The 23,376-nt window shown below is 47.8% G+C and carries 18 protein-coding genes; 16 read left to right on the top strand and 2 right to left on the bottom strand.

Annotation, left to right across the window (positions count from 1 at the left end; translation table 11 throughout):
• The first annotated feature begins 44 nt into the window (after positions 1–44).
• Genes ACJAYR_RS05500 through ACJAYR_RS05490 form a run of 3 tightly spaced genes read left to right on the top strand, consistent with a single transcriptional unit; the run spans position 45 to position 3,760 of the window.
• On the top strand, positions 45–2,081 hold the full coding sequence (locus ACJAYR_RS05500) for a molybdopterin-dependent oxidoreductase (protein ID WP_415235668.1): 2,037 nt from the start codon (positions 45–47) through the stop codon (positions 2,079–2,081).
• 16 nt (positions 2,082–2,097) lie between these two features.
• Positions 2,098–2,490 carry a GFA family protein gene (locus tag ACJAYR_RS05495; RefSeq protein ID WP_415235667.1) on the top strand — a complete coding sequence of 131 codons (393 nt, stop codon included), beginning with the start codon at positions 2,098–2,100 and terminating at the stop codon, positions 2,488–2,490.
• Positions 2,474–3,760: a glycerate kinase type-2 family protein gene (locus tag ACJAYR_RS05490; RefSeq protein ID WP_415235666.1), complete on the top strand. Its 1,287-nt coding sequence runs from the start codon at positions 2,474–2,476 to the stop codon at positions 3,758–3,760. Before ACJAYR_RS05495 ends, ACJAYR_RS05490 begins: the two co-directional genes overlap by 17 nt.
• Positions 3,761–3,766: 6 nt before the next feature.
• On the opposite strand, the gene ACJAYR_RS05485 is transcribed toward ACJAYR_RS05490, so the two are convergent.
• Complete coding sequence (locus tag ACJAYR_RS05485; RefSeq protein WP_415235665.1) at positions 3,767–4,324, bottom strand: helix-turn-helix domain-containing protein; 558 nt, start codon at positions 4,322–4,324, stop codon at positions 3,767–3,769.
• Positions 4,325–4,428: 104 nt separating this feature from the next.
• On the opposite strand from ACJAYR_RS05485, the gene tdh reads away from it, so the two are divergent.
• The 12 genes from tdh to ACJAYR_RS05425 all read left to right on the top strand — a co-directional run bounded on the left by tdh (position 4,429) and on the right by ACJAYR_RS05425 (position 21,020).
• On the top strand, positions 4,429–5,481 hold the full coding sequence (gene tdh / locus ACJAYR_RS05480) for an L-threonine 3-dehydrogenase (protein ID WP_415235664.1): 1,053 nt from the start codon (positions 4,429–4,431) through the stop codon (positions 5,479–5,481).
• 1 nt (position 5,482) lies between these two features.
• Entirely contained in the window at positions 5,483–6,658 is a 1,176-nt protein-coding gene (locus ACJAYR_RS05475; RefSeq protein ID WP_415235663.1) for a glycine C-acetyltransferase, read from the top strand.
• A gap of 302 nt (positions 6,659–6,960) precedes the next feature.
• Complete coding sequence (locus ACJAYR_RS05470) at positions 6,961–8,895, top strand: serine protein kinase (RefSeq protein ID WP_415235662.1); 1,935 nt, start codon at positions 6,961–6,963, stop codon at positions 8,893–8,895.
• Positions 8,896–8,905: 10 nt separating this feature from the next.
• Positions 8,906–10,144, top strand: a complete 1,239-nt coding sequence (locus ACJAYR_RS05465) for a YeaH/YhbH family protein (RefSeq protein WP_415235661.1) — start codon at positions 8,906–8,908, stop codon at positions 10,142–10,144.
• A gap of 15 nt (positions 10,145–10,159) precedes the next feature.
• A complete protein-coding gene (locus ACJAYR_RS05460) occupies positions 10,160–11,593 on the top strand; it encodes a SpoVR family protein (protein WP_415235660.1) in 1,434 nt (477 codons plus the stop codon).
• A 174-nt stretch (positions 11,594–11,767) separates the two neighbouring features.
• On the top strand, positions 11,768–13,234 hold the full coding sequence (gene betB, locus ACJAYR_RS05455; RefSeq protein WP_415235659.1) for a betaine-aldehyde dehydrogenase: 1,467 nt from the start codon (positions 11,768–11,770) through the stop codon (positions 13,232–13,234).
• Between the two features lie 117 nt (positions 13,235–13,351).
• Positions 13,352–14,254 carry an EamA family transporter gene (locus ACJAYR_RS05450; protein WP_415235658.1) on the top strand — a complete coding sequence of 301 codons (903 nt, stop codon included), beginning with the start codon at positions 13,352–13,354 and terminating at the stop codon, positions 14,252–14,254.
• A 139-nt stretch (positions 14,255–14,393) separates the two neighbouring features.
• Positions 14,394–15,560: an acetylornithine deacetylase gene (gene argE, locus ACJAYR_RS05445; RefSeq protein ID WP_415235657.1), complete on the top strand. Its 1,167-nt coding sequence runs from the start codon at positions 14,394–14,396 to the stop codon at positions 15,558–15,560.
• Positions 15,561–15,704: 144 nt separating this feature from the next.
• Positions 15,705–17,300 (top strand): ABC transporter substrate-binding protein, encoded by a 1,596-nt coding sequence (locus tag ACJAYR_RS05440; RefSeq protein WP_415235656.1) that lies wholly within the window; start codon positions 15,705–15,707, stop codon positions 17,298–17,300.
• Between the two features lie 73 nt (positions 17,301–17,373).
• The gene (locus ACJAYR_RS05435) at positions 17,374–18,345 is read left to right on the top strand and encodes an ABC transporter permease (RefSeq protein ID WP_169545915.1); all 972 of its coding nucleotides are present in this window, start codon (positions 17,374–17,376) and stop codon (positions 18,343–18,345) included.
• Positions 18,346–18,350: 5 nt separating this feature from the next.
• Complete coding sequence (locus ACJAYR_RS05430; RefSeq protein WP_415235655.1) at positions 18,351–19,280, top strand: ABC transporter permease; 930 nt, start codon at positions 18,351–18,353, stop codon at positions 19,278–19,280.
• Between the two features lie 12 nt (positions 19,281–19,292).
• Complete coding sequence (locus ACJAYR_RS05425; protein ID WP_415235654.1) at positions 19,293–21,020, top strand: ABC transporter ATP-binding protein; 1,728 nt, start codon at positions 19,293–19,295, stop codon at positions 21,018–21,020.
• Between the two features lie 85 nt (positions 21,021–21,105).
• Here ACJAYR_RS05425 and ACJAYR_RS05420 read toward each other — a convergent pair whose 3' ends face one another.
• Entirely contained in the window at positions 21,106–22,188 is a 1,083-nt protein-coding gene (locus ACJAYR_RS05420) for a M14 family metallopeptidase (protein ID WP_415235653.1), read from the bottom strand.
• A 140-nt stretch (positions 22,189–22,328) separates the two neighbouring features.
• Between ACJAYR_RS05420 and ACJAYR_RS05415 the strand changes: the two genes are divergently transcribed.
• Positions 22,329–23,336 (top strand): glutathione S-transferase family protein, encoded by a 1,008-nt coding sequence (locus tag ACJAYR_RS05415; protein WP_415235652.1) that lies wholly within the window; start codon positions 22,329–22,331, stop codon positions 23,334–23,336.
• Positions 23,337–23,376 lie beyond the last annotated feature (40 nt).

Raw genomic sequence — 23,376 nt, 5'->3', positions numbered from 1 at the left:
TTTTGCGACATTATAAACCCTGAGATTTATGATGGAGTGAAGCCATGTCTGCTGAAGTTGCGAGCGTATGCCCCTTGGACTGTCCCGATACCTGTAGTTTAACGGTGACTGTGTCTGACGGTAAAATAGCGAAAGTTCGGGGATCGAAAGCCAATCCCCTGACTAATGGGGTGATTTGTAACAAGGTGTCCAGTTCATATCCTGATTTCGTGCATGGGGGCAATCGGCTGACGACCCCGTTGCGGCGGACCGGACCGAAAGGTACGGGTGCGTTTGAACCAATTTCATGGGATCAGGCGTTGGATGCGGTTTTCGAAGGTTTCTCGCGTATTATTAACGAGCACGGCCCGCAGGCGATCACTCCGCTAAATTATGCGGGGCCCCACGGTATGCTCGCCGGTGGGTCAATGGACTTGCGTTTCTTTCACAAATTGGGTGCAAGCCTGCTGATGAGAAGCCCGCTTTGCGGAGGCGTAAAAAATTCTGCATTCAAGGGAACATTTGGTGCCATGGCGTCTATGCAGCCTGAGCAAATCGTGCATTCAAAGCTGATCATTGTTTGGGGAAATAATGTAACTTTTTCCAATCTTCATTTGGCGCCGCTTATCAAGAAAGCAAAAGCGCAAGGTGCGAAACTGGTTGTTATCGATCCAAAGAAAATCAAGATTGCTGAGCAGGCGGATCTGTATCTTCCCGTCAAACCGGGTATGGACATTATTCTTGTGTTTGCCCTGTTGCTGGAGCTGGAAAAACTGGGAGCCTTTGATCACCGGTTCATAGAAGAACATGTTCAGGGATTTGAAGATGTTATGGCCGAGGCGCGCAAGCGTGATCTGCATGAGGCAAGTGCGTTATGCGGGGTGGCCGAAGAGGATATTAAACTGCTGGCGAGGCTTTATAAAGATGCTAGTCCTGCTGCGATTTCGGTAGGCAATGGCATTGAGAGAAACCAGAACGGCGGGAACAGCATCCGAGCGATTTACGCGCTGCCCTCTTTCTGTAACAAGTTTGGTCTGCTTGGTGGTGGCGTTATCGGCGGTGCAGGAAATCTGTTTCCTAAAACTTCTTCTAAATTGGTGCGTCCCGACCTTGTTCCTGAGGGGACACGGAGCTTGAATATTATCGATATCGGACGGCATCTGGCAGAGGATGATCTGGACATTCCGCTGAAAGGGATTTTTATCTACAACCATAATCCCGTGATTGTTTCACCGGATCAGAATGCCATGAAAAAAGGGTTGTCTCGCGAGGATATTTTTGTCGTTGGTTGCGATGTGGCGATGACAGATAGTATGCAATATGCGGATATTATTTTACCTGCGGCGACCCATTTTGAACATGATGATATTTTTTGTGCATATGGCCAACCCTATGTCCAACGGGCAGAAGCTGCGATTAAGCCTGTGGGCCAGTCTCTCCCGAACACTGAAATTTTCAGGCGGCTTGCTGCGCGTTTTGGATTTACCGACGATCTTTTTAAAGCGTCAGATAAACAGCTGATGGACGACGCGCTGGATCCTGAAGATCCTCGGCTTGGCGGATGTAAGCCAAGTGAAATTCCTGTAGGAAAAGCGTTGTCGATGGAATCTGATGTTGGGCAGGTGATTGTTTTTAAAAATACTTTCCCGCAAACACCTTCTGGAAAAATTGAATTCAGATCTCCTCAACTGGAAGAGCAGTTTGGACAACCAGTCCCGGTTTACAACCCACTGGAAACGACATATCCGCTCAGCCTTGTAACGCCTTCATCCAATAAGTTGACGAACTCGACTTTCGGCGGTGTTGACCAGAATGCGGACGTTCCGTTCGTTGAAATGCATCCTGAAGACGCCGCCGCCCGGAATTTGACATCGGGGCGCACTGTGCGCGTGTTCAATGATTTGGGTGAAGTATTTTTGCCCCTAAAAATAACAGATGCTGTTCGTCCAGGCGTGATTTATTCACCCAAGGGATCTTGGTTCAAAACCACACCGAATAATCAAACTGTTTCTGCTTTGGCGCCCACGTCCAAGGCTGACCTTTCCTTTGGTGCCTGCTACAATGATTGTCGTGTAGACGTTGAAGGTAGCAAGCAGTCATAGGTGAGGAAGATCGGTCATGATTAAAGCGCGCGGGGGATGTCTGTGCGGGGGCGTTTCGTTTGAGGTAAAGACGCCGGTTCGCAATGTTGTTTTTTGTCATTGCAAACAATGCCGTACAGCGCATGGGAATTTCATTGGGTATTCTCGATGCCAATTAGACGGTTTTCACTTTGTTTCTGATGCATCGTTGAAATGGTATGCGTCGTCAAAATTCGCACGCCGAGGCTTTTGTTCGGAATGCGGAAGTAATATGTTCTGGCAGGAAAAGGGTTCTGATACTATTAATTTCACCGCAGGGTGTTTGCAGGAGCCAACCCATTTGCGGTCTGAGAGTCATATATTTGTGGGCTCTGCCGGGGACTATTACCAATTGAACGACGAATTGCCAAAATATGACAAAAGTGATTGATCCGGACCTCTTTCTTCGCTCGTTATTTGATAGAGCGGTTGATGCAGCGTTGCCTTCAGGAAAAATTGATCTAACGCCTGTAGAGAAACCAAAAGGCAAAGTTGTGGTTATCGCCGCGGGGAAAGCGGGCGCTTCCATGGCGGCGGAAGTTGAAAAGCAGTGGCCGGACAAAGTTTCTGGTATTGCTTTGACCCGGTATGAGCATGGCTTGCCACTGAAAAAAATTCGCGTCATTGAAGCGGGGCATCCTGTCCCTGACGAGCAGGGAGAGAGCGCGGCGCGCGAGATTTTGGCTCTGGCTCATTCCCTGACAGAAAATGATTTGTTGATCTGCCTGATTTCTGGCGGTGGTTCAGCGCTTCTGTCGCTGCCTTCCGACGGAATTGATTTCGCCGAAAAGAAGAAGATAAACAAGGCGTTGCTCAAATCAGGGGCGACGATATCAGAAATAAATACGGTCCGAAAAAAGCTGTCCGCGATTAAAGGTGGGCGTCTTGCAGTTGCGGCTTGGCCTGCAAAAGTAATGACCTACATGATTTCGGACGTACCGCAAGATGACCCGTCGGTTATCGCATCTGGGCCAACGGTTCCCGATACGACATCCTGTGCGGAGGCGCTGCGGATCCTTGACGGATATCAGATATCTGTTTCACAAACGCTTCGGGCATTTTTGGAAGCCGAAAAAGGGGCCCCCCCGGAAGCGTCCCACCCAGCTTTCGATCCGGAATCCCTGAAAATGATTGCGACCCCGCAAGTGTCCTTGCAAGCGGCAGCACAGGCGGCGCGGGAACACGGTATTGAACCTCTGATCTTGGGCGATAGTATTGAAGGGGAGGCCCGGGATGTTGCGCTTGTTATGGCGGGGATCGTCCGGCAAATTGTCGATTATGATGAACCGGTTAAAAAGCCTTGTGTCATTTTGTCCGGCGGCGAAACAACGGTAACGGTTTCAAATGATATCGGTCCCTTGGGACGTGGTGGTCGGAACGCAGAGTTTCTGCTGGCCTTTTGTCAGGCTATTGGATCAGAACATCCGGTTTATGCTTTGGCGGCGGACACGGATGGTATCGATGGTACGGAAGATAACGCGGGGGCCATTTGCCGCCCGGATACGATAGCGCGGGCGGCTCGTTTGGGTTTAAAGACTGACGAATACCTGAAACAGCATAACGCCTATGGTTTCTTTCAGTCGTTAAACGATTTGATTTTCACCGGGCCGACCCGAACGAATGTCAATGATTTCAGAGCGATCCTGATCCTTCCAGAATAGAATGCTCTATTTCCCGATCATCATAACAAGCAGTGCGCGGGTTTCCTTGTCACTGGCATTTTTGATCGCATGGGGTCGGTCCGCTCGGTAGCGCGCTGTTTCACCCGTCTTGACAAGACCAGTTTCTTCGCCGGTTGTCAGTGAAATTTCCCCTTCCAGAACGGTCAGATGCTCCATAGTCCGCGGGGCATGGGGATCTGAAACCAGTGTCCCCGATGGGGCCAGCCGCAGTTCGTACCATTCAATATCGTTTACCAGGTCGGCCGGGCTTAAGATTGTCAGGCTATACTGACCGTCAGGGTCGTGCAGAACGGGAACCGAAGATCCTGCCACAATGGAAAGACTGCCGGATCCTTCCTCCCCCCTGATCAAGTCATCAATGGTTTGGTCTAATGCTTCCGCCAAACGCCAAACAATGGCGAGGGTAGGATTAGTCTCGTTGCGCTCTATTTGAGATAACATGGATTTCGACACACCACAGAGAGAGGCGAGTTGGTCGAGGGTTAATTGTTTCTCTTTGCGAAGCCGGTTTATCGTTTTGCCGACGGCTGGGGGGGTAAGCATTTTTTGAGCCATAATTCCTATTGACAGGATAAAAATCCATTATATTGTACAAACTGTAATTCCATTATACTGGATTTTTATCCAATTACTAGAGAGTAGATGAAATGTTTGCGATATCAAAAGCCAAACCGGAGCCCGGCATCTGGTCTTCGGACCAGCCACCCTTACCAGCACCTGGTCGTGGTATGGTGATGGTCGATGTTATCGCAACCGGTATCTGCGGGACGGACTATCATATTTATCGATGGGATCAGTGGTCTTCCGGACGCATTCGAACGCCCATGACCATTGGCCATGAATTCGTTGGCCTTATCAGTGCCATCGGCGATGACGTGACCGGTTTTTCTCTTGGTGAACGGGTTTCAGCGGAATGTCATATCGCTTGTGGCTTATGTGCGCTTTGCCGTACTGGAAACGCCCATATTTGCGAAAAAACCCAGATTATTGGCGTCGATCGACCGGGTGCTTTTGCCGAACAGGTTGAAATTCCTGCGACAAATCTTTGGAAAGTGCCAGATGCGATCCCTAATAAACATGCTGCTGTTTTTGATCCTGTCGGAAATGCAATGCATATGGTGACAACCGCCAAAGTCACGTCAAAGGACGTTCTGATTGTTGGCGGCGGTCCGATTGGTCTGTTTGCGGCCGCCATTGCAAAAGCCCACGGCGCCCGAACCGTGTCTGTGCAGGAGCCTAATCAGGCCCGAGCCGCTATCGCAGCGTCTTTGAAGCCTGATCTGGTGGTTAATCCCAGAGATCTGGATTGTACGTCCAAGATATTGGATATTACGGAAGGACGGGGTCCTGATGTTGTTTTGGAAGTCAGTGGGAATGGACGCGCCTTGAATTCTGCGTTGGATATTGCTGCACCGGGCGCAACGGTTGCCCTACTTGGAATACCCGGCGGACCGGTGGAGCTGGATTTGGGAGGCAAGGTTGTAATGAAGGGGATCAGTCTCATTGGGGTAACGGGGCGCAGAATGTATGAAACCTGGTTTCAGGTCGAAGCTTTTATGCTGAAAAATCCGGATTTGATTGAAAAAGTCGTCACCCATGTTTTGCCGGCCTATGAATATGAAAAAGGTTTTCAGCTTATGGATGATGGGGCATGTGGAAAAGTCGTTCTGGACTTCAAACGGACGGTTAAAGGGGCGTAATATGAGCAAAGCGTTAATCGACAGGTTATCAGCTAACCTTCATAAGGAAGAAGAGAGCGGGACCTATAAACATCTCAAATTCATTAAAGGGGCCATTGGCTCAAAGATTGAGCTGGAAAATTTTGGGGAAGTAACTCTTCTATCCTCGAACGATTATCTGGGGTTGGCAAATAACCCCGAGGTGGTTCAGGCCGCCAAGGATGCACTTGATAAATATGGGGCCAGCACCGCGTCTGTAAGATTTATTTGCGGGACACAGGACATTCACCGCCAATTGGAAAAAGCCATTGCTGATTTTCATGGTACCGAAGCGTCCCTTAGTTATTCGTCCTGCTGGGCGGCTAATACGGGATTGTTTTCGGCGATTACGGTTCCCGGAGATGTTATTCTGTCAGACGAACTTAATCATGCAAGCCTGATTGATGGCATTCGCGCCACAGCAAAGGGGGTTGTAAAAGCTGTTTACAAGCACAGCGATCTTGCGGATCTAAAGCAAAAACTTATTGAGCATAAAGATGCACCGTCGCGAATTATTGTGACGGACGGGGTGTTCTCAATGGAAGGGGATATCGCCAAGCTGGATAAAATTGTTGAGCTCGCGCAGGAGTTTGATGCTTTGATCGTACTGGACGACTCCCATGGTTTAGGAGTGCTGGGAAAAACTGGGCGTGGTGTTGCGGAACATTTTGGCGTCCTGGACAAAATTGATATCTTCACCGGGACTCTCGGGAAAGCATTGGGTGCCGGAACCGGCGGTTTTGTCGCAGGGCCAAAATCTGTGACTGAGAGCCTGATCCAGAAGTCTCGCCCACATCTCTTTTCAAATGCTTTACCTGCGAGCGTTGCAGCCGCGGGCTGTAAATCGCTAGAGCTTCTCGATCAGCATCCTGAAAAGGTCGCGTTATTGCAGCAAAAGGCCGCATCGTTTCGGGAACGGCTTAAGGCACTGGGTCTTTCACCGCTTGATGGTGAAAGTGCGGTTGTCCCGGTTATCGTAGGGCAGACGGCAACCGCCATCAAAGTCGCAGGAAAAATGTTGGAAAAAGGCGTTTTTGTAACAGGTTTTGGTTTTCCTGTTGTACCGGAGGGCGAAGCCCGGTTGCGGTTTCAGGTATCCGCGTCCCATACAGACGAACAGTTGGAAAATGCGGCTGAGCTGTTGCGAGATAGCTTGTAAGAAACACATAAAATCTGGCGGTAGAATACAGAGGGCAGGCGGAATTTCAGCCTGCTCTTTGTGGTTTTACGGCTTCTGCAAAAAACGCTTCCGAAGCGGAAAATCTTTTTTTATTTGTTTCAGTATTATGAAAATAACGATTGTAGAATAATACGTTAAGCTTCATTTACGCTAAATTATCTGATCGCTCCTTTCTTGATTTTTCCATTACATTAACCACCTTTAATATAAGGGCCGAATGAATTTTTCCCTTTTAAGTATGATGCTCTAGGCCCGGCTATTTTCAAGTTGGAGTGAAATAGATGGACAAAACCAAAAATGATTTTAAGGAGATAATTCGAAAAGACCAAGAGACACGAAAAAGTAAAAACTGGAACGGAACTTTTCTTGAATATTTGGAACTCGTCCGTAAAAACCCTGAAATTTATTCCCTCGCTCATAAGCACTTGTACAAAGTGATTTCTGATGCCGGGATGGTTGAAGACGCCGCACTGGATGACAGTGCTCGCAGTTTGAAACTATGGGGAGATCATCCCCCAAAAATGTATAATTTTTTCAAGGATGAATTTTTTGGTGTCGAGCAGCCACTTGAGAAAATCGTTCGTTATTTCCATGCAGCAGCCATGAAAGGGGAGGAAAGCCGTCAGGTCCTGTATCTGATGGGGCCCGTCGGCGCAGGCAAAAGCTCAATTTCAGAACTATTGAAAAAGCGCCTGACGGATGCAGATCCGATTTACGTGATTGACGGATGCCCGATCCGCGAAGAGCCGTTGCATCTGATCCCTAGACCGCTTCGGGATAAATTCAATGAAATGCTGGAAGTACAGATTGAGGGTGAACTTTGCCCGGTTTGCCGATATCGTCTGGAGCATGAATTTGACGGCAAATATGAGAATTTTCCTGTAACAACGAGTACGTTCTCGCGCATGCATCGGCGGGGTATCGCCGTTGTTCCACCTGTTGATCCTAATAATCAGGACACATCCGTTCTAATTGGATCTGAAGATATTTCCAAACTCGACCAATATTCTGAGGGCGATCCTAGGGTTCTGGATCTGAACGGTGCGTTTAATGCGGGCAATCGCGGGATTGTGGAGTTTATCGAGGTCTTCAAGAATGAAACTGAATATCTTCATTCCATTATTACCGCAACACAGGAAAAGTTTGTGCCGGCACCCGGCCGTCACGGAACGATCTATGTTGATAGTGTGATTTTAGCCCACTCCAACGAAGCGGAATGGCGCCGCTTTAAGGCTGATCACACCAACGAAGCCATATTGGACCGGATCGTGACGGTCAAGGTTCCCTACAATCTACGTCTTGATGAAGAGGTGAAAATTTACGAAAAAATGTTGGGCCGGTCTGGCTTTAAATCCCATATTGCCCCGCATACTCTTAAGATTGCGGCGATGTTTGCCATCCTCAGTCGTCTTGAAAAATCACCAAAATGCGACCTTGTGACAAAGATGCATTTGTATAATGGCGAGGAAGTCATTGAAAAAGGCCGGACCAAGAAAATCGACATTGAAGAGTTGAAAGAAGATGCCAAGTTCGAAGGCATGAGCGGAATTTCGCCGCGTTTTATCATGAAAGCCATTGATACAGCCTTAACCGATACAGTTGAAGGTATTACGCCGATCCACATACGGGAAGTTATGATCCGTATGGTCAAGGATATGGAATTTGCGGATGATGTCAGAAAACATTATCTGGATTTATTACAGGATACGATCAATAAGGCCTATCTTGAAATCCTCGAAAAAGAAATCACCAAGGCGTTTGTGTATGCCTATGAGGAACAGGCTGAGACTCTTTTCCAAAACTATCTTGATCATGCAGAAGCCTATGTGAACAAGACGACGTTGAAGGAAAACAGTTCCAAAGAGGAAATGCAGCCCGATGAAGGGTTCCTTAAAAACATAGAAGAGCAGATCGCCATCATTGGATCGTCCGTTGATGGGTTCCGTCAGGAGGTTATTTCATATCTCTGGGCCGTCGGTCGTCGGGGTAAAAAGGTAAACTACAAAAGTTATGAGCCTTTGAAAGAAGCCATAGAGAAGAAACTCATGGAATCGGTTCGCGATATTAGCCGAATTATTACCAAGGCGCGGACCAGAGATGAAGAACAGCAAGAGAAGTTTAGTGCGCTGGTCGAGAATATGCTGGAGCGCGGCTACAACGAGTTTTCGGCCAATGTTGTTCTGAAATACGCATCCAACCATCTTTGGAAAGATTAAGGAGGGTAAGATGGGCGCCGTTTTTCGTCCATATTCTCCGACGGACAGCCTGCAATCTGACCGGTCTTCTGGCGACCGGCAGAGGCATCGCGAAAAACTACGTGATGTGCTGAAGGAGAATATTGCAGATGTTATCTCTGAACAGTCCATAATAGGGCGTGATGGGGACAATATTATAAAAATTCCGATCAAAGGTATAAAGGAATACCGGTTTGTTTATGGGCCGAATAACCCGCGTGTGGCCCAAGGCAATGGTGGAACTGAGCCGGGCGACAAGGTTGGTAAAGTGCAACAGGAAGGGGACGCTGCGGAGGGTGAAGCCGGTGACCAGCCAGGAGAAGACTATTACGAAACCGATGTCACACTGGACGAATTGGTTGAAATCATGTTTGAGGATCTGGAACTGCCGGATCTTGAAAGCAAACCGCTCCGTGCTATCGAAAGTGAATATACCCACAAACGAAGTGGCACGAAGCGTGTCGGAATTCGGGCTCATCTTGACAAAAAACGCACAGTAAAAAATAGGATAAGGCGCCGATTTGCCCATCAGAAGATGATGAATGCAGATCAGGAGGGGAAACCCTCAGAAATCGACGAAGCTGAGGAAAAACGATTTCCTTTCAGCGCAAAAGATTTTCGGTTTCACCGACATAAACCCGATATCAGATACGAATCCAATGCCGTTGTCATCTGCCTCATGGATACATCCGGTTCAATGAATGTCATGAAAAAGTATCTGGCCAGAAGCTTCTTTTTTCTTTTGTATCAGTTTGTCCGCCTAAAATATCGCCAAACCGAACTGGTCTTTATTGCGCATGACACAAAGGCAAAGGAAGTCAGTGAAGATGATTTTTTTCATAAGGGCGAATCCGGGGGAACAATGATTTCATCCGGATATCGAAAAGCACTTGATATCATACATGATAGATTTGATCCATCTATGTGGAATATATACGCTTTTCATTGTTCTGATGGTGATAATTTTCAAGAAGATGTTCCGCGAACGCTGGCTTTGGCAAGAGAGCTGTGCGCCTGCTGCAACCTGTTTGGCTATGGTGAGATAAAGCCGGTGGGAGGCATTGCATGGGGGACACCAATGCTGCAGCATTTTGATGAATTGACAGAAGAGAATTTCACCACCATCGGCATTACCGCGAAGTCAGATGTCTGGCCGAAATTCAAAGCCTTTCTGTCTCGTGATCGAGAGCGCGCGCAGGATTTCGAGTCAGACTTCAATCCCCATATCTAAGCTGGATGGTTTAAGATGTCACGTCAGTATACATTAAAGGATTTACAGGATTGGGAAGAGAGAATAGCTGAAAAGGTCGAGGAATTCGGATTGGACTGCTATCCTCAGGAGTTTGAAATCTGCGATCATATGCAGATGCTTGGCATGATGACCTATCATGGTATGCCCTCCCATTACCCGCACTGGTCATTCGGTAAATCATTTGAAAGAACCAAGACGCTCTATGACTATGGCGTTCAGGGCATCCCTTATGAAATGGTCATAAACAGCGACCCATGCATCGCGGGACTTATGCGGGATAATTCTGAATGCCTGCAGGTTCTGACGATGGCGCATGTCTATGGGCATAATGACTTTTTCAAAAATAATTTTACATTTCGTCATACAGAGGCAAGTCGGGTTGTTGCCCGGTTTAAATCGCATGCAGATCGCATCCGTGGATATGTTGAAGATCCATCGATCGGGCAGGGGGCGGTTGAGCGTATTCTGGATGCCGCCCATGCGCTCTCCTTTCAATGCCGGCGCAATCAGGCCATCAAACGGCGGACGCCCGAGGACCAAATCGAGAAAGCGCTTGCAGAACAAAAAGACGACCCGACGGCCGCCGCCTTCTCCAGCGAAGCTGTTCTGCATAAAAACCCCTTAGAGCCTGAGGAAAATATCTTGCTGTTCGTGCGGGACAATAATTCACGCCTTGCTGAATGGGAGAAAGACCTGCTTACAATTGTTCATGAAGAGGCCCTTTATTTTCAGCCTCAAATGGAAACAAAAATTATCAATGAAGGCTGGGCTTGTTACTGGCACAGGGAGATTATGAATAGTCTGGACCTACCAGCAGAAATTCATATGGAGTTTCTGGTCCGTCACAATCAAGTCGTTCGGCCCATTCCAGGTGATCTAAACCCTTATAATATAGGTCTTACGCTGTGGGACCGGATCGAAGAGACTATTTTGGGAGAAGCGCGTAACCATTTTGATGACCCGCAGGCAACAGATGTCCGCCAAAAGATGTTCGAAATTCGGGAAACTGATCGGGATACCTCTTTCATCCGGCGGTTTATGGACCGTCAGACAATGGAGAAACTTGATTTGTTCGAGGCAAAGACAGAAGGATCGGATTGGGTGGTTTCCAAGATTTCAACTGACGAGGATTGGAAGCCTGTACGGGATCTGTTGGTAAAAAGTGTTGGATTGGGCGCGATACCCGATATTGCCATTGTTGATTGCGATGGCGATGGTGCGCGAACGCTAAAGCTGCAGCATATGTTTGATGGCCGGGAACTCGAAGCAACCTATGCAGAAAAGACTTTGAGCCATCTATATGAACTTTGGGGTCGCAAAGTCAGTCTTGAAACTGTTCTCAACGATAATCTCGCTGTTTATTCGTATGATGGTATGGCGTTCTCTGTTACACCAAATCTGATCACAGCGATGTATCCCACCGTCTGAATATAAAACATGCGCTTCTTTGATGGCGCAATGCGTCAATTTTGGGTCGCTGACCGCATATTGGGCAAATCTCAACTAGGATAAATTCTCTGGGTAAACTTGTGCCACTGGTTCAAGCATGTTTTATATACGGCAAATCAAATTGAAATGACGGCAACCCAAAAAGGAAATGATATGGGTAACCCAGCGGAAATTCCGCTTTATATCAACGGTCAGGGTGTTTCAGCGCTGACAGAAGAAACTTTTGAAAATATCAACCCTGCGACGGGTGAGGTTCTTGCCCGGGTACATCGGGGCGGTAAACAGGACGTCGATATTGCAGTTGCATCGGCCCATGCGGCCTTTGAAACCTGGTCCCGGATGCCCGGTATCGAGCGGGGACGGGTGCTCCTGCGGGCCGCAGATATTATGCGCAAAAATCGCAATGAACTTGCCATGCTGGAAGTGCTGGATACGGGAAAACCAATTTCAGAAACTCCTTATGCAGATGTGGATAGTGCCATCGATGCGCTGGAATATTTCGGCGGTCTTGCCGCCGATATAAAAGGCGAGCATTTGGATCTGGGAGAAGGCGCTTTTGCTTATACAATTCGCGAACCACTGGGCGTTTGCGCCGGCATCGGTGCGTGGAATTATCCCTTACAGATTGCGACCTGGAAATCTGCTCCTGCGCTTGCCGCAGGCAATGCAATGATCTTCAAGCCATCCGAGCTGACACCGACAAACGCGATGCGACTGGCCGAAATTTATTCTGAGGCAGGATTGCCCGATGGCGTGTTTAATGTGGTGCATGGCTTTGGGAAAACGGGCCATCATTTGGCTTGCCATCCGGGTATTGCCAAGGTTTCCTTTACTGGGTCGGTGCCCACTGGACGCAAAGTGCTTGAAGATGCGGCCGGAACGGTAAAGCATGTAACGATGGAACTGGGCGGCAAATCGCCCTTGATCATTTTTGATGATGCACAGCTTTACAACGCCGTGTCAGCGGCTATGAATGCCAACTTTTACAGTCAGGGCGAAGTGTGTTCCAACGGAACCCGTGTGTTTGTTCACGAGGCTGTTTATGAAGAATTTATCGCATTGCTTAAGGTTCGAACCGAAGCCATGGTGATCGGTGATCCGCGCGAACCATCAACGCAGGTGGGGGCAATGATCAATCCTGAACATGCGGCGAAAGTAATGGAATATATCCGATTGGGTATCGAGGAAGGGGCGTATCTGGTCACCGGCGGCGAAAAAGTAACTGTTCCCGGTTGCGAAGACGGCGCCTTCATTTCGCCGGCAGTTTTTTCAGCCACCCAGGACGATATGCGGATTTGCAGGGAAGAGATTTTTGGTCCCGTCATGTCAGTTCTATCGTTCCGGGATGAAGAAGAAGTAATCGCACGGGCCAATGAAACCGAATTTGGTCTGGCTGCCGGTGTTTTTACCCAAAACCTGTCTTTAGCGCACCGGGTTGTGCGGAAGTTGAAAGCCGGAAGTTGCTGGATTAATAACTATAATCTGACACCGGTGGGTGTTCCATTTGGTGGCAGTAAACAATCGGGCATTGGCCGGGAAAACTGCGCTGCCGCGCTAGATCATTTTACAGAAATGAAAAGCGTCTATGTCGAACTTGGCGATGTGGAATGCGATTACTGATTCTGCCTCATGACACCCTCATTGGAAACTCTGCATAGGGGGTATGCATTGGTGGCATTTGACAGATGCCACCAAAATAGTTCTCACTTCCTGTTCAACTATGGTGAGTGAGGGCAAATGGAAGCTTGGATACTGATAACGGTTTGTGCCGCGTTTTTTCAAAACATACGGACGGCCTTACAGAAATATCTTAAAGACCGATTGAGTACAGGCGGCGCAACGTATGTCCGCTTTATTTTTGGTTTTCCCTTTGCGCTTATTTATATTGTTTTTCTTGTAAAAGGTAGTGGATATACGCTGCCAACTGTTAATGAAGAATTCGTCGCATATGTGATCATTGGCGGCTTGGCACAGATCATTGCAACCGCCTTGCTTGTCGCCCTGTTCAGCTTGAAGAATTTTGCTGTTGGAACGACATATTCAAAAACAGAAACCGTTCAAGCGGCTATTTTTGGACTGGTTCTGCTGGGCGACGCACTTAGCACCGCAGCCGTAATAGCAATCGCCATTAGTTTTGTTGGAATAATACTGATCTCTGCGTCGGGCGCCCATTTGACAGCAAAGGAGGTTTTGCTTGGCTGGACGGGTAAACCCGCTTTATATGGCCTTTTGTCAGGTGGTTTTTTCGGTGTCTCTGCGGTGGCCTATCGGGCTGGTGCCCTGGCATTGTCCGGCGAGGATGCGTTTATTAGCGCTGCGATGACGCTGGTCTGTGTTCTGGGGTTTCAAACGGTTGTCATGACGGTGTATCTGGTCTTCTTTGAAAAAGGGCAATTGCGGGCCGTCATGAAAGCCTGGAAAGTTGCAATTTGGGTAGGGGTTACAGGTATGGCCGGATCGGTTGGCTGGTTCACGGCAATGGCCATGCAAAATGCAGCTTATGTGCGTGCCGTTGGTCAAATTGAGTTGGTGTTCACATTTATTATTTCCTATTTTTATTTTAAAGAAAAAACAAATAAAACAGAGGCGGCGGGTATCCTTTTGATAGTATTTGGTATTTTAATTTTCGTTCTGAAATAACTACAAAAAATGCCGTTATATTATGTCAAATTAATGTCATATTTTCGAGATCAGAATGTCATTTTGTCTTTACAGCCCCTCTGGCATGTATAGAGTTCCCAACTTCAGTTGATATCAAACATTCTAAAGGAGAGCTCCTGTGGCTACCCAAGTAACGCCAATTGAGATGATTGAAAAGCTCATTAGCTTTGATACGGTTTCCCGCAATTCTAACCTCGATCTCATAGATTATGTCGCGGATTATCTGGCGGAATATGGCGTTAAGTCCCAGAAGATTTTTAATGATGATGGAACTAAAGCCAACCTTTTGGCGACTGTCGGGCCGGATGTTGAGGGCGGTATCGTTTTATCCGGGCACACGGATGTTGTTCCTGTCGACGGCCAGCCTTGGGATACAGATCCGTTCACAGTTGTCGAAAAGGACGGAAAATTATACGGGCGCGGCACGTCTGATATGAAAAGCTTTTCCGCAATAGCGTTGTCTTTGGTGCCTGAAATGCTGGAAAAAGGAATTAAAAAGCCGATTCACTTCGCTTTGTCATATGACGAAGAAATCGGCTGTCTCGGGTCGCCTCGCATGATTGAAGAATTTGTGAAGCAGAACAAGAAGCCACGCGCTGTGGTTGTTGGCGAGCCCACCATGATGGATATTGTGACAGCCCACAAAGGGATTGTTGGCCTTAAAACCAAAATCGTTGGCAAAGAAGCGCATTCCAGTCTTGTCGAAGATGGCGTGAGTGCGGTAATGACAGGCGCGCGGCTTGTCAGCTTTATTGCTGACATGATGGCTGAAAATAAAGCAAAAGCGGATCAGAATAGCGCTTATGCGCCGTCTCCGGGTTATACGACATTGCATGTTGGTGTGATGAACGGTGGAACAGCAATGAACATCATTTCCCGTGAGTGTGAATTCGTTTGGGATATTCGCTATGTTTCGGAAGACAATCCTCAGGATTTCATTGACCGGTTCAATACTTATTGTGAGAACGAATTGTTACCTGCAATGAAAGCAGTGGATCCGGAATGTTCTATTTCCACCGAGGTCATTTCCTCCACACCAGCCTTGGCCCCTGAGAAAGAGGGTGAAGCCGAGATGCTGTGTAAATCCATTACTGGAAAAAATGATACTTTGGCAGTTTCTTATGCTGCTGAAGCCGGACAATTTCAGGAAGCCGGATTCTCCACTGTGATTTGTGGACCGGGTTCAATCGGCATCGCTCATCAGCCAAATGAATATATCGAACTATCGCAGGTAAAAGCCTCTGAACAGTTTATTCATAAGCTGATTGACGAGTTGGCGAAGTAACGAAGATTGCCTGTCAGGATAGACAGGCTGGTTCGTATTGTTTACTGTCGCTATCAATCTTGCCTTACATCTTGGGAAATAAGGCAAGGAATACCCATAACCGGGTAAGAAATTATGTAACTAAAGTCAAAAGGGAGACTTTTTATGAAATTGCGTCATGGATTAATGGCAGCGGCAGCTGCAGCAGCGATTGCGCTTGCTGCACCAGTTGCTAAAGCCGAAACATTCAAATATGCATTTCAGGGGAACCTGAGCTCGCTCGACCCGCAATCTTTGAACGAAACATTTTTGCTTGTCACTCTGACAAACATCTATGAAGGCCTTGTCCTATATGATGACAATCTGGGCGTTGTGCCAGGATTGGCTGAGTCATGGGAGACAGTCGAGCCAACGAAATGGAAATTTAACCTTCGCAAAGGCGTAAAATTCCATAATGGTAACGATTTTACTGCACAGGACGTTGTTTTCACATGGAAACGTGCGCTGACTGAAGGCTCTGACCAGAAAGTCCGTGCGTCTAAAATCAAAAACATTGAGATCGTTGATGATTATACAGTAATCATTGAAACGCCTGCGCCAAACCCAATTCTGACTGCTGATCTGGTTTATATCATGATCATGGACAAAGAATGGGCCGAAGCCAATAACGCGATGGAAGCAACAAGTGCTTCCGCAGACAACACCAGCAATTTTGCAAACCTGAATGCCAATGGTACAGGTCCTTTCAAAGTTGTTGACCACAAAGCCGATATCAAAACAACATTTGAACGCAACGAAGCTTACTGGCAGGATATTCCTTCCAACGTAACTAAAGTTGAGTTCACGCCAATTAAAGAAGCGGCTACTCGTGTTGCTGCTCTGATTTCTGGTGAGTTGGATCTGGTTTACCCAATCCCAGTACAGGATTGGAAACGTCTTGACGAAGCAAAAGGCGTGAAAGCGCTTGCTGGTCCAGAAGCACGCACAATCTTCCTGGGTATGGATCAGGGTCGTGATGAGCTTCTGTATTCAAACATCAAAGGCAAAAACCCGTTCAAGGATATTCGTGTCCGCCAGGCATTTGCCCATGCATTGAACCTTGACGCGATCAAGAAAAAAGTGATGCGCGGTGCAGCGACGCCTTCAGGTCTGATGGTTGCCCCACAGATCAATGGTCATGTTCCAGAACTGAACACACCATATGCATATGATCCTGCGAAATCAAAAGCGTTGCTCGCTGAAGCGGGTTACCCAGATGGTTTTGAAGTGACAATGGATTGCCCAAACAACCGCTATGTCAATGACGAGAAAATTTGTCAGGCGGCTGTTTCCATGCTGGCAAAAGTTGGTGTTAAAGTGAACCTTCTGGCTCAGCCAAAATCCAAGTATTTTGGTAAAGTTCTGGCAACAGGTGGCTTCGATACAAGCTTCTACCTGCTGGGTTGGACTCCGGGTACAATGGACAGTGAAAACGTTCTGTCTTCATTGCTTTCCTGTCAGAATAAAGAAACCAAAACTGGTCTCTTTAATCTTGGTAACTACTGTAACGCAAAAGTGGACGAACTAACTGTGAAAGTTGGTTCTGAAACGGATCAGGCAAAACGGAATGCCATGATCAAAGAAGCGTTCCAGATCGTTAAAGATGAAGTCGGCTACCTGCCTCTTCATCAGCAGCCTCTGTCTTGGGGTGTAAGCGATCGTGTGATGGTAAATCAGCGCGCTGATAACGGACTTGACTTCCGTTATGTCCTCGTCAACTAAGACGGCATCGTTGAGGGCCTGCAAAAATTCTGCAGGCCCTTTTATTTATTTGTAAATTTAATCTTTAGAAACCATGGTCTCATTCCTTTTTAAGCGATTGATGCAGTCTGTCATTGTAATGTTTACAGTGGCACTCATCGCCTTTTCCATGTTTCGGTTTGTCGGTGACCCAATCAATAATATGGTGGGTCAGGATACTTCTGAACAGGAGCGTATCGAACTTCGCGAACGGCTCGGTCTTAATGACCCTGTGCCTATTCAGTTTGGCAATTTCATTTTGAACGCAGTTCAAGGTGATTTTGGTCGGTCTTACAAATATCAGGTGCCTGTAAGTGACCTGATTTTCGCCCGTATGCCCGCAACGCTGGAGTTAGCATTCGTTTCAGCTATTCTCGCCCTTGCGATTGGTATTCCAATGGGTGTGTATACTGCGCTTAAGCGAAACGGGATCCTTTCAAAGTTTATTATGACCCTTTCCTTGGTTGGCGTGTCTTTACCGCCCTTCCTTATTGGTATTCTTTTGATCCTGGTATTCGGTGTGATTTTTCGGTGGCTGCCAACCTTTGGTCGCGGTGACGTCATTGAATTCACAACCTGGAGTACCGGTTTCCTGACAGCCTCTGGACTGAAATCACTTATTTTGCCGTCGATCACGCTTGCCCTCTTCCAGATGACATTGATTATGCGTTTGGTCCGGGCCGAAATGCTGGAAGTTTTGCGGACGGATTTTGTGAAGTTTGCCCGCGCACGCGGACTGCCGGATCGTCTGGTGAATTTCAAGCATGCGCTTAAAAACACACTGGTCCCCGTTATTACCATCACTGGTTTGCAGCTGGGTTCACTGATCGCGTTCGCTATTATTACAGAAAGCGTGTTTCAATGGCCTGGCATGGGTCTTCTGTTTATTCAGGCGATTGCAGATGTGGATATTCCCATCATGGCAGCCTATCTGGTGTTGATTGCCTTCTTCTTCGTTCTGATCAATATGATCGTCGATGTTCTTTATTATGCCGTAGACCCACGTCTGCGTTCTGACGACGAGTAAGTGTGATGGAAAAATCAGTCGAAAAATCTCGCTTTGAGCGATTCCTGGACAGCGATGTCTGGCATAGTTTTAAATCCAGCCCTGTTGCTGTCTGTTCGTCGATCGTAACGCTTGTTATTATTCTGGGCGCAACTTTTGCCCCCGTTCTGGCGCCGCATGATCCATTTGACCTTGCTGTTATCGATATTATGGATTCCAGCCTTCCCCCGTCATGGTCCGATGAAGGAGATCCACGGTTTCTTCTAGGTACTGACGATCAGGGGCGCGATATTCTTTCCACAATCATGCATGGTGCCCGGATTTCGTTATTCGTTGGCTTTGCCTCTGTTGTTTTCTCAATGATCATCGGTATTACAGCCGGTTTGGTAAGTGGATATGTCGGCGGACGGACGGACGCTTTTATAATGCGTATTGCTGATATCCAGCTTTCATTTCCTGCCATTCTGATTGCACTGTTGATTGACGGTGTTGCACGGGGCATTGTGCCGAGTGAGATGCACGAGGATGTTGCGGTGTATGTTCTGGTCTTTGCGATCGGGATTTCTGGCTGGGTGCAATATGCCCGAACGGTCCGTGGATCAACCCTTGTCGAAAAAGGCAAGGAATATGTGCAGGCGGCCCGTGTCATTGGTATTCGCCCTGGCACGATCTTGCGGCGGCATATTTTACCGAATGTAATGGGGCCGGTTATGGTGATTGCAACCATCCATCTGGCTGTTGCGATTATTACGGAAGCAACACTTTCATTTCTGGGCGTAGGCGTACCGCCAACGACACCTTCCTTGGGGACGATGATCCGGATCGGGAATGAGTATCTGTTCTCTGGCGAATGGTGGATTACTATTTTCCCTGGGGCAGCATTGGTTATTCTGGTTTTGGCGGTGAATTTGCTGGGTGACTGGCTTCGTGACGCCCTGAACCCGAAATTGCGCTAAGGAGGCAGTATAATGGATTTGTTAAACATTGAAGACCTCCACATCGAATTTCCAAGTCGCCGGGGAACTGTTGAGGCTGTTAAAGGCGTCAGTCTTCTTGTCCGTCCGGGCGAAGTTCTTGGTGTCGTAGGTGAGTCAGGTGCCGGAAAGTCAACGATTGGTAACGCGGTTATCGGCCTTCTGGAAGCACCCGGCAGAATGTCAGGCGGGAATGTTTATCTTAAAGGTGAACAGATTAACAACCTGTCGGAAGAAGCGAAGCGTAAGATCCGTGGTCGCCGTATTGGCATGATTTTTCAGGATCCCCTTACGTCGCTGGATCCGCTGCAGACGGTCGAGCAACAATTGGTGGAAACCATTGAGCTTCACTTGCAACTGGGCAATGAAAAATCAAAAGAACGGGCTGTTGATTTGTTGCGTCAGGTTGGTATTCCCAATCCTGAACAGCGGATCAAACATTATCCGCATCAGTTCTCGGGCGGGATGCGTCAGCGCGTTGTGATTGCTTTGGCACTATGCGCTGAACCAGAAGTCATTATTGCGGACGAGCCGACCACTGCGTTGGACGTTTCCATTCAGGCCCAAATTCTTGAACTAATGCGCAAGCTTTGTCAGGAAAAACAGGTTGGCATGCTGATCATTACCCATGATATGGGTGTTATTGCAGACATTACAGACAGGGTTGCTGTGATGTATCGCGGTAACCTTGTGGAAGAGGGAACGACCGAGAAGATCCTCGGTGATCCAGATCATCCTTACACGAAAAGCCTGATCAGTGCGGTTCCGCGGCCAGACATCCGTCTTAAGCGTTTCCCGATGGTCGATTACATTGAGAAAGAAGAAGATCGCAAAAAGCTGCTGGACATTTCCACTCACTGGTTGGGTCAGACACGGGACTTTGATGCTGTTTCAGGATCACTTGTCGAGGTGAAAGATCTGGTCATGACATTTGTGACCAAACAGGCGATGTTGAAGAAAAACCGGCAAACTTTCAATGCTGTTGACGGTGTGTCTTTTGACATCAAGCAAGGAGAGGTTTTCGGACTTGTTGGCGAAAGCGGTAGTGGTAAATCAACCGTTGCCCGCATGATTTCGGGTTTATATAAGCCTGCGGCGGGCGCTATCGAGTTCGGCGGAACGGACCTGACAAAGATCAAGTCGGAAAAAGAACTAGATTATTATCGCCGTCAGATGCAGATGATTTTTCAGGACCCCTTTTCTTCGCTTAATGGCAGAATGCGGGTTCTGGATATTGTAGCCGAACCAATCCGTTTTCATAAGCTTGCCTCGTCCAATCAGGAGGTAGCGCAGATTGTTATGGATTTGCTTGACCATGTCGGGTTGGGGGCTCAGGCGGCCGTACGTTTTCCGCATGAGTTTTCAGGTGGTCAGCGTCAACGGATTTCAATTGCACGGGCTCTGGCCACCAGGCCGCGTTTCTTAATCTGTGACGAGCCAACATCTGCATTGGACGTGTCTATTCAGGCCCAGATCCTTAACCTGCTGAAAGACCTTCAGGAAGAGCTGGGATTGACGATGCTGTTCATCAGTCATGATTTGCCTGTCATTCGCCAAATGTGTGATCGTGTTGGCGTGATGAAGACGGGACAGCTTGTGGAGATTGCAGAGACCGAAGCTCTCTTTAAGAACCCACAGGCACCTTATTCACAGGAACTGCTGTCGTTGATGCCGAAGCTGGATAAGCTTTCCCATAAAGGGCTTGAAGTTGAAAGCACATGATCTGAAAAATGAAGCATGAAAAAAGGGGCCAACGGCCCCTTTTTTTGTCGAAAATTTGGATCGGCGGTGTTGGCCGCATGCAAGTCTAGGAGCTGGCCAGACCTTTGAGTGCCTTCGAAACAGTTTCATGACCCCGTTGCCAGATTTTGGTTTTCCACTCATCATTATCGCAATAAAACGCGTCACGGACCTGTTTTTTGATTTTTTTACCCAGATCAGAATTGATGTCGCCGTGGATATAAAGCCAGTTATCCGCGCGAAGGGCATCCAAAACATCCAGCACAGGCACCGTGCCATATTCCAGTGCAATACACGTATGGACAGCGTCTGGTGCGCTTTGCGCATACCCTATGTCGATGGTTCCTTCGACAATTGCCGAACTTGAGGATCCATCCGCAGGGGAAGTGATTTCGTTATCATACCAAGCCTTCGCCCGATCAATCCCACTTGAGTCGCCAATATAAATCAGTTCACCATACCCATTTGGTCCTAGGCCCGTGTGAAAATCAATGATAGCAACATGTTCACACCCTTTAGCGTGATCGCTCACCACGGAACGAAGGGTAATATTGCTCCAGGCAGCCGCCTTTCCGCCATAGAAAATGCCTTGTTCATTCACATGCTGACCGCCGGAAACCGCAGACTGATAAGTAAACAGATCGTTTTCAGCAATATAGGCCTCAATAGCCTTTTCTGAATTTGCACGCGCAGGTCCATCCCAATCCAGTGGGAGAACCATATCATGTACGGCTTTGTAGGCCTGATTATCCGGCAGGGGCTTGGAGTAATCCCGAAAATTCCTGTTCAGGTCAATATTATGTTCATTGACGCGGCGGACATGTGAAAACCCATACGGATTGATGGCATGTATCAGGACAACAGCGGTGTCCTCTGGAAGGTCTGCAAAAAATCCTTCTTGCAGGAGGCCGACTTGAATGCCCGAACCACAAAATCCTTCGCCGCCATGGGTTGCGCAACTTAAAAACAATATTTTCGAAGCGGACGGACGACCAAACCGGGCAACATCCATGTAAAGATCCTCTCCTTCAGCACCTTTCGCTTGGTCATTCAGATGGCTTGTGACTTCAAGTCCACGCGCTTCACAGGCATCGATAAATGCCTGGCGAGCTTGGGCGTAGGTCGCTGAAAAATAATCGGATACTGGCATTCTTTGCGGCTCCTTTAATTGGTGTTTTCGGTTTATATCAAACAATCCGATATCCTGCATTAAATTTGCACTTTCAGACCGAAAACTATTCTAATAAGCTATTGGAAAATGGGGATGCCTGAAAGAAAAAGGAAAAACAAATGCAACAGGATAAATACATCATCTATGGATCCGAGTATTCGCCTTTTTCAGTGAAGGTAAGATCCTATCTTCGCTATAAGAACATTGATCATGAATGGCGGCCACGAACGCAGGATAATTTTGATGAATTTCAGGCTTTGGCAAAGCTGCCGTTAATCCCGCTCGTGCAATGTCCCGATGGCACAGTGTTGCAGGACAGTACGCCAATTATTGAAAAACTGGAAGAAAGACATCCCGACAAACCGATTATTCCAGACTCGCCTGAAATGGCGTTTATTTCGTCAATGCTTGAAGAATATGCAGATGAATGGGGCAACAAACCGATGTTCCATTATCGCTGGTGGCGGGATGAAGATCAGATTGCAGTCTCAAAGGGACTGGCTGATAATATTGCGCCGAATGCCACGGAAGAAGACCGGCAAAAGCTGGCGGATCAGTTGCGAAAAAGGATGGTGCCACGGTTAAGTTTTGTCGGATCATCAGAACAGAACAAAGACCTGATCGAAGGCTCGCTGAAAGAGGCGCTTCTATTGTTGGAAAAGCATTTAGAAGGCCGGGCATTTGTTCTGGGTGGGCATCCGACGCTGGCAGATTTTGGCCTGTTCTGCCAGCTGTATGGCTGTACACAGCAACCGACCACTTTAAAAATAATGACGGCATTCCCTAACATTCTTGACTGGATAAATCGTATGTTGGACCCCAAAGCGGAGGGAGATCTGGAGCCATGGGAGCGTCTCAAATCCACGTTACAACCTTTTATCGTTTCTCAGGTTAGAGAATTATACCTGCCGTGGGCGACGGCAAATGCACAGGCCCTGAAAGCAGAAGAACACAGCTTTTCGGTTACCTTAAAGGGGAGCCACTTCACACAGGATACAATGAAATATACGGCGCGATCATTACACGCGTTGAAAGGAAAGTTTGCCAAACTTGAGCAGCGTTCGCGGCTGGAACAAATCCTTCTGGAAACAGATTGTCTGGCTCTTATTGTAGCGGAGAGTTGGTAGGCCTGATCAGATCTCGATCGCTTCTCTGATTTTTTCAGCC

It is taken from the genome of Sneathiella sp., assembly GCF_047631475.1.
Taxonomy (GTDB): domain Bacteria; phylum Pseudomonadota; class Alphaproteobacteria; order Sneathiellales; family Sneathiellaceae; genus Sneathiella.
Note: the sequence above shows the minus strand (reverse complement) of the source record. Positions and strands in the feature narration are given on the sequence as shown.